At 48.7% G+C, this 7,993-nt stretch carries 6 protein-coding genes; all 6 read left to right on the top strand.

Annotated elements, in window-relative coordinates; all coding sequences use genetic code 11:
* The first annotated feature begins 525 nt into the window (after positions 1–525).
* The gene (locus tag Q0V82_RS09410; protein WP_297575057.1) at positions 526–3,372 is read left to right on the top strand and encodes a ribonucleoside-diphosphate reductase subunit alpha; all 2,847 of its coding nucleotides are present in this window, start codon (positions 526–528) and stop codon (positions 3,370–3,372) included.
* A gap of 546 nt (positions 3,373–3,918) precedes the next feature.
* On the top strand, positions 3,919–4,914 hold the full coding sequence (locus tag Q0V82_RS09405) for an adenosine deaminase (protein ID WP_297575060.1): 996 nt from the start codon (positions 3,919–3,921) through the stop codon (positions 4,912–4,914).
* Between the two features lie 92 nt (positions 4,915–5,006).
* A complete protein-coding gene (locus Q0V82_RS09400) occupies positions 5,007–5,558 on the top strand; it encodes a hypothetical protein (RefSeq protein WP_297575055.1) in 552 nt (183 codons plus the stop codon).
* A 10-nt stretch (positions 5,559–5,568) separates the two neighbouring features.
* The gene (locus Q0V82_RS09395; protein WP_297575053.1) at positions 5,569–6,159 is read left to right on the top strand and encodes a hypothetical protein; all 591 of its coding nucleotides are present in this window, start codon (positions 5,569–5,571) and stop codon (positions 6,157–6,159) included.
* A gap of 10 nt (positions 6,160–6,169) precedes the next feature.
* Positions 6,170–7,267: a ribonucleotide-diphosphate reductase subunit beta gene (locus Q0V82_RS09390; RefSeq protein ID WP_297575052.1), complete on the top strand. Its 1,098-nt coding sequence runs from the start codon at positions 6,170–6,172 to the stop codon at positions 7,265–7,267.
* A gap of 46 nt (positions 7,268–7,313) precedes the next feature.
* Positions 7,314–7,970, top strand: coding sequence for a hypothetical protein (locus Q0V82_RS09385; RefSeq protein ID WP_297575049.1), 657 nt, complete (start codon positions 7,314–7,316; stop codon positions 7,968–7,970).
* The last annotated feature ends 23 nt before the right edge of the window (positions 7,971–7,993 follow it).

The following is a 7,993-nucleotide window of genomic DNA, read 5'->3' as shown; positions in this document are numbered from 1 at the left end:
ATCGATTGAGTTGGATTAAAGAAAGGCAGCTTTGGCTGTCTTTTTTTGTGGCTGCAGCGGCATGAGTTGGCTCGTTGGCGTCGGTGATTGATGTGCGTGATGCCACTAGCGAAGAATTGTCACACGGCCACGTTCATGGCGCGCACGGTCATCATCACTAAGATTTAAATCGATTGAGTTGGATTAAAGAAAGGCAGCTTTGGCTGTCTTTTTTTGTGGCTGCGTGTTGACGAATGCGCGGATTGACTTGGTCTTGTTGCAAACTTGCAACTGGCTTTCTTTGGTCTGTGTTGCTCCATGTCAATGGATTTAAGCCATGCAAGGATTTTGATTTTTTTTACCCCGCCACTGATCGACTAGCACAGAGCAGGCCACTTGCACCAGATCCCCTCTTTACCCTAGTATTTGTGTCTATAAGCAGGAAGCAACACAAGATGTAGTGTTTTCTGCACAAATAACCCACAAAATTATCCACAAGCAGCGCCGCAAGCGAATGCACTTGCGAACTGCACGACTGGTGAACGAATGACTGATACAGCGAAACTTTCTCACATCACACTTGATGCCGCGGCCTACGCAAATTATAAAATTATTCGCCGAAATGGCTCGGTGATGGCGTTTGAACCGTCGAAAATCTCGGTCGCATTAAGCAAAGCGTTTATTGCGGTGCAAGGCAGCCATGCTGCGTCGAGCGCCGCTGTGCGCGACCAAGTGCATCTGCTGACCGACTCTGCGGTGTCGGCCTTGATGCGTCGCAAGCCAGAAGGCGGTGCGATCCATATTGAAGATATCCAAGACCAAGTTGAATTGGCTTTGATGCGCTCTGGCGAGCACGATGTCGCGCGCGCCTATGTGTTGTATCGCAGTGAACGTCAGCGTGAACGCGCCGCCGCACGTCACGAGAACGAACCAGAACACACGATTAATGTCTTGTTTGAAGACGGCAGCTTGCGCCCACTCGATTTAGACAAAGTCAAAGCCTTGATCGCCTCGGCATGTACCGGCCTTGAGCAATACACCGATCAAGCGCTTATTTTGGCTGAAATGCTCAAAAACGTTTACGACGGTGTTTCTGCCGATGAATTGCGTAAATCAGCCGTATTGGCAGCGCGTACTTTCCTTGAGAACGATCCCGCTTACGATTTAGTCACTGCGCGTTTGTTGCTCAATACCATTCGTCGTGAAGTATTAAGTGCTGAAACCAGCCACGAAGAAATGGCTGAGCGCTACGCCACGTATTTCCCGAAATTTATCAAAAAAGGGATTGCCGCTGAGCTGCTCGACGAAAAACTTGGCCAGTATGATTTAAGCAAAATCGCTGCGGCGCTCGATCACAATCGCGATTACCAGTTTGGCTACCTTGGCCTGCAAACGCTGTACGATCGTTATTTCTTGCATATCGACGAGCAACGCATTGAATTGCCGCAAGTATTCTTTATGCGCGTGGCCATGGGCTTGGCGCTCAATGAAGTGAATCGTGAAGAGCGCGCCATTGAGTTTTACAATGTGTTGTCGAGCTTTGACTTTATGTCTTCGACGCCAACGCTATTTAATTCCGGTACCCGCCATAGCCAAATGTCGAGCTGCTACTTGACGACCGTGCCTGATGATTTGGACGGTATTTTTGAAGCGCTAAAAGAAAACGCCTTGTTGTCTAAGTTTGCCGGTGGTTTGGGCAATGACTGGACTTCAGTTCGCGCCATGAATAGCCACATCAAAGGCACCAATGGTAAGTCGCAAGGCGTAGTGCCCTTCCTTAAAGTAGTCAACGACACTGCCGTTGCCGTCAACCAAGGTGGTAAACGCAAAGGTGCAGTTTGCGCCTACCTTGAAACTTGGCACGCCGACATCGAAGAATTCCTTGAATTGCGTAAAAATACCGGTGACGATCGTCGCCGCACGCACGATATGAATTCGGCCAACTGGATTCCTGACTTGTTTATGAAACGAGTGATGGATGGCGGCGAATGGACGTTGTTTAGCCCATCTGAAGTGCCTGATTTGCACGATCTGGTCGGTAAAAAATTCGAAGCGGCTTACATCGCCTACGAAGCCAAAGCCGCGCGCGGTGAAATGCGCGTCGCCAAAACGATTTCGGCATTGGGCCTATGGCGCAAAATGTTGACCATGTTGTTTGAAACTGGTCATCCATGGATCACCTTTAAAGATCCTTGCAATATTCGTAGCCCACAGCAACACGTTGGCGTCGTGCATTCAAGTAATCTGTGTACTGAAATCACGCTGAACACCAATGAAGAAGAAATCGCCGTATGTAATCTCGGTTCGATCAACTTATACAACCATTTAAAAAATGGTCAGCTCGACGCCGAAAAACTCTCGCGCACCGTGAAAGTGGCGATGCGTATGCTCGATAACGTCATCGACATTAACTTCTACCCAGTTCGCAAAGCACGCACGTCGAACTTGAAGCACCGTCCAGTGGGCTTGGGCATTATGGGCTTCCAGAATTGCTTGCACGAATTGAGCATTCCATACGCTTCGCAAGCGGCGGTTGAATTTGCTGACGTATCAATGGAAACCGTGGCGTATCACGCTTACTGGGCTTCAACTGAATTGGCGCAAGAGCGCGGTATTTACGCTTCGTACAAAGGCAGCTTGTGGGATCGCGGCATCTTGCCACAAGACTCATTGCGCTTACTCGAAGAAGAGCGCGGCGGCTACTTAGAAGTCGATCGCAGCTCACGCCTAGATTGGACGATGTTGCGCGATCGTATTGCTGCCTACGGTATGCGTAACTCAAACTGCTTGGCGATTGCGCCAACTGCAACGATTTCGAACATCGTTGGTGTGGATGCGTGTATTGAGCCGACTTACCAAAACTTGTTCGTGAAATCGAATTTGTCAGGCGAATTTACCGTCATCAACGAGCATTTGGTGCGTGACTTAAAAGCCCTTGGTTTGTGGGACGAAGTGATGGTTTCTGACCTGAAATACTTCGACGGTTCAGTGGCACAAATCGATCGTATTCCACAAGAATTCCGCGAGCTTTATGCCACGGCGTTTGAAATGGATCCGAAATGGTTGGTTGAAGCGGCAAGTCGCCGTCAAAAATGGATCGACCAAGCGCAATCGCTCAATATCTATATGGCCGGTGCATCGGGCAAGAAATTGGACGAGTTGTATAAATTCGCTTGGTTGCGCGGCCTAAAAACCACGTATTACCTCCGCACTTTGGCAGCAACATCGGCAGAGAAATCAACCGGTCGCGGTGGCGAATTAAACGCCGTCGCCGTGGATGGCACCAGCCACCCAACGCCAGTGCCTCAAGCGGCGGAAGCAGTGGATAACACGCCAGCGACGGATGCGAAGTTCTGCTCGATTGATAATCCAGATTGCGAAGCTTGCCAATAAAACTGTAGGGTGGGTTATCTACCCACCATGGGTGAAATGGGTTTAAGTGCCTGCGGCACCTGTTTTTAGGTGCCGCTACCCGCGGCGGGGGATACTTTCTTTGCGTCGCCAAAGAAAGTATCCAAAGAAAGGCGACCCGAGACGAACCCGGCTCCGCCGTTCCCTCGCGTGGCGCGAGCCAAACGATAGGGCTGTTTGTCTCCCTTCGTGCTCGGTGTTCGTTTTAACGGGACTTAAGCCCCAGACCAACCAGCGCGGCACAGCATTTGATGCTGTGTGTAAAGTCGTTAACCGTAGGGTGGGTTAGGCCGAAGGACGTAACCCACCGAGTCGCAGAGGTTGGCCCCACCAGTTCGCTGATGTTAATCGGTGGGTATCTGTTTGTAGATGTCTTTAGAATTAGCTTTGAGCAATATACCCTCGGTGCCGCTGTGCGGTGCCGATATTTAAATGGATTGGATTGATTAGTGCATTTAAATATCGGTGATCCCGTATTGAGAATAAATAGGAATGATTGTGAACCAACACCCGCTTGACCAATTGATTATGGCTTTGCCAAAAACTGAATTGCATTTGCATATCGAGGGCTCGCTTGAGCCGGAGATGATGTTTGCCTTGGCGCAAAAAAACGGCGTGGCGTTGCCGTATGCCGATGTGGATGCGGTGCGGGCGGCGTATCAGTTTGATAGTTTGCAATCGTTTTTGGATTTGTATTACGCCGGTGCGTCGGTATTAATCACTGAGCAAGATTTTTACGATCTCACTTGGGCGTATGTATTACGCGCTCAGGCGGACAATATTGTTCACACCGAGATTTTTTACGATCCACAAACGCATACTGCGCGCGGCATTGATTTTGCCGTGCCGCTGGCGGGGATTCGCCGCGCTTTGGCCGATGCCTTAACGCAATTTGGCATGACGTCCAAATTGATTTTGTGCTTTTTGCGCCATCTAAGCGAAGCCGACGGCTTTGCCACGCTAGAGCAGGCGCTGCCGTATTTAGCGCAAATCGACGGGGTGGGTTTGGATTCGAGCGAATTGGGTCATCCGCCAAGTAAATTTGCTGCGCTGTTTGCCCGTTGTGCTGAGCTGGGCTTGCCCGCGGTGGCGCATGCTGGCGAAGAAGGTCCGGCGGCGTATATTTGGGAAGCGCTCGATTTACTCAAATCAACGCGAATTGATCATGGCGTTCGCTGTACCGAAGACGCTGCTTTGGTGGCGCGTTTGGCCGCTGATCGCGTGCCACTCACCGTTTGCCCCTTGTCGAATTTAAAGCTGTGCGTGGTGGATGATTTAGCGGCGCATAATCTACGTACGCTACTGGATGCCGGTTTGTGCGCGATGGTGAACTCGGATGACCCTGCTTATTTTGGCGGTTATCTAAACACCAATTTGCTCGCCTGCCGCGCTGCGCTGGATTTGAATAAAGCTGAAATCGTGCAGTTGATTTTAAATAGCTTTGAAGCCAGCTGGCTCAGCGCCGAGCAAAAATCCGCTTGGCAACAAAAAGTGTTGGCCATCGCCGATGCGGCGGCTTGCTGATACTGGTCGGCGCAGATCTTAGTCTGGGATTGAGTAGCGAACTCGTCACCCATTGAAATGTAGCGCAAGCTACGACCCAAAGGAGTTAAGCCATGCGCCGTCTATTTGCTCTATTTGTTTGTGTTTTATTTACCGCTTGCGCCAGCCCATTGCCATTGCAAGATGGGCGGTTAAATCCACCCGCAGGGCAGGGGATGGTGCTGTTGTCATTAACTGGGCAAGCCAATTATTTAATGGGCGCGTCGCTGAGCCTTGATATCAACGGCCCTGCGTCGCAGCAACTCACTACGCGGCTGGGGACCGATATGATTCAAGCGCCCGGTAGCGAGGAAAACCCAGCGGGTAAACTGTTTACGCTGACTTTGCCGGCAGGGGAATATCGCACCAGCCAAGTGCGCGGCAGCTTTATTGTCGTTGGCGTGCATTCGGGCGAAGCGCGTTATGTGACTTTGCCACTGAATGCAGATTTTCGCGTGGTCGCTGGGCAAGTGGTGTATTTGGGTAATGTGAATGTGGCGCTCAATTTTGCTTCAACACTGCGTTTAAGCAATACCGCAGCGCGTGATTTTTATGATTTAAAACAGCGTGATGGTGTGACTGATACGCGCAATATTTTGATCGAACCTTTGCGCATCGCGCAGTAAGGAGACGGCCATGTTCAAATCGTTTAGATCGTTCAAATTAATATTGAGTGCCATTCTGGTGCTGCTATTAAGCGCCTGCGCCAATCTGCAGCTGCCAGTGGTGAATGGCCAGCTTACGCCAGCGGCAGGGCAAGGCTTGGCGATTATTGGTCTAACGGCGCAATCGTTTAATAACGACAGCGCCAGCGCCAATTTAGTGCTGCAAGGCCCGAGTGGTAATATCAGCCTGTATACGCGGCTAGTCACCGATTTTATTCGTGCGCCGGGCGATACCCCGAATGCAACGGGCAAATTATTTGTTGTGCCTTTGCTGCCGGGCCAGTATCGCGTGGTCGCGGCCGAAGGGCAGTGGCGGCGAGACAGTGCCAATTTAATGATGAATATGTACCAATACGTGACCGTACCGCTCAATTTGCCATTTCAAGTTAAAGCCGGTGAAGTGGTGTATTTGGGCGATGTTCACCTGAATATGAATTATGACTCGAGCGTGAATTTGAATCATGATCGCGCCCGAGATTTTTTTGATCTGCAAGCCCGTCACGGCGTAAGCAATTTTAACAATATCGCAATACAGCCGCTCAATCGCGGCCTGAGTCAATAAAGGAAAAATAATGATTAATTTTGATGATGAAGTCATCGCTAGTCCCCGTGCCACTGCGACCGCTACGCCGGCCGCAACACCTGCCGCGAAGACCAAACGCATTAGTGCCGATGACAAACGCGTAATCAATGGCACCACCGACGTTAACCAATTGGTGCCATTCAAGCACAAATGGGCGTGGGAAAAATATCTCGCGCAGTGCGCAAACCACTGGATGCCGCAAGAAGTGAATATGCAGCGCGACATCGAGCAATGGAAAACCGGCCAACTGTCTGAGGACGAAATGCGCTTGGTAACGCGTAATCTGGGCTTTTTTACCACCGCCGACAGCTTGGCTGCCAATAACATCGTGCTCGGTACGTATCGCCAAATCACTTCGCCAGAATGCCGCCAATTTTTATTGCGCCAAGCCTTTGACGAAGCCATTCATACCCACGCCTATCAATACATTGTTGAATCGCTCGGTATGGACGAAGGCGAAATCTTTAACGCGTATAACGAAATCAAATCAATTCGCGATAAAGATCAATTTTTAATGCCGTTTATTGATGTGTTAACCGACCCCTCATTTAAAACCGGCACCTTAGAAACCGACCAAGCTTTATTGCGCTCGATTATTGTCTTTGCTTGCATTATGGAAGGCTTGTTCTTCTACGTGGGCTTTGTGCAAATCTTGGCACTCGGCCGTCAAAACAAAATGACTGGCGCGGCTGAGCAATATCAATACATCCTGCGCGATGAATCGATGCACTGCAATTTTGGTATCGATTTAATCAATACCATTAAAATGGAAAACCCAGAGTTATGGACCGAAAGCTTTAAAGCTGAATTGGTCGGCCTATTCCAACGCGCGGTTGAGCTTGAATACGCCTACGCTGAGGACACCATGCCACGCGGTGTATTGGGCCTAAATGCGGCGCAATTTAAAGAATACCTGCGCTTTATCGCCAACCGCCGCATGCAACAAATCGGCCTAAATGAATTATTCCCGGGTGTCACCAATCCATTCCCATGGATGAGTGAAATGATAGATTTGAAGAAAGAGAAAAACTTCTTTGAAACTCGGGTGACGGAATATCAGACGGGTGGGGCGTTGAGCTGGGATTAATTTTTAGAGCCGATTTGTTCGGCTCTTTTTTTGAGGTTTTTTATTTATGACAGATGCGGTGAAAGATCTAGAAATTAAGCGTGCTGTTATTGCGGAATTAAAAATTGTAGAGTCTGACAAGATACCAGTTTCGTTATATTCAATTAGGCCAAGTAATTTAAAAAAAATGCTTGTCGGTGAGGCTGAATTGAGCTGGAAAAATACGACCCTTGTTTTGAAATTTAAAAATCCAATTTTATGTGAAACTTTGGATTTAACTGTCAAAGCTGGTGATGGGCTAAGGGACGTTAAGGTTGTTGCCTATAATGTAATGTCCGAAAAATCTGAGCGATATAATCATGTGACAAAGCATTCTGAAGATGCCCTTTCTTTTTCTGTTCGTTCAGTGATTAGTTCTATAGAAATAACGCCACCAGAAACAATTATCTTGTCAAAAACAGTGAAGGCTGTTGCTGTTTATGGTTATGATTTTTTCGATATTGGTGATATTGAAACTGGCTATAGAGAGTATTTGGAAGAGGCTCGTGATTTTGATCTACGAGCTAAAAATCTACTCGCAGAGATTAGGTCCGAGAGGATGGATGTCCAGGCTGAAGTTGCGGAGTTGGAAAAAGATTTAATCAATCTGGATTATACAAAAAACAATGTTGTACGTGAGATTGATTTGCTGGAGTTGGAAGAAAAAAACTTGAAGAAGAGCTAAAAAATGGAAATGTAGGGTTGGCC

This window comes from uncultured Deefgea sp., from assembly GCF_947072475.1.
Lineage (GTDB): Bacteria > Pseudomonadota > Gammaproteobacteria > Burkholderiales > Chitinibacteraceae > Deefgea.
The sequence above is the reverse complement of the archived record's forward strand: the minus strand, read 5'-3'. Positions and strand labels throughout refer to the sequence as shown.

Coding starts and splice junctions, on each gene's coding strand:
- Q0V82_RS09410 (WP_297575057.1), top strand. CDS start 526: ATGACTGATACAGCGAAACTTTCTCACATCACACTTGATGCCGCGGCC.
- Q0V82_RS09405 (WP_297575060.1), top strand. CDS start 3,919: ATGGCTTTGCCAAAAACTGAATTGCATTTGCATATCGAGGGCTCGCTT.
- Q0V82_RS09400 (WP_297575055.1), top strand. CDS start 5,007: ATGCGCCGTCTATTTGCTCTATTTGTTTGTGTTTTATTTACCGCTTGC.
- Q0V82_RS09395 (WP_297575053.1), top strand. CDS start 5,569: ATGTTCAAATCGTTTAGATCGTTCAAATTAATATTGAGTGCCATTCTG.
- Q0V82_RS09390 (WP_297575052.1), top strand. CDS start 6,170: ATGATTAATTTTGATGATGAAGTCATCGCTAGTCCCCGTGCCACTGCG.
- Q0V82_RS09385 (WP_297575049.1), top strand. CDS start 7,314: ATGACAGATGCGGTGAAAGATCTAGAAATTAAGCGTGCTGTTATTGCG.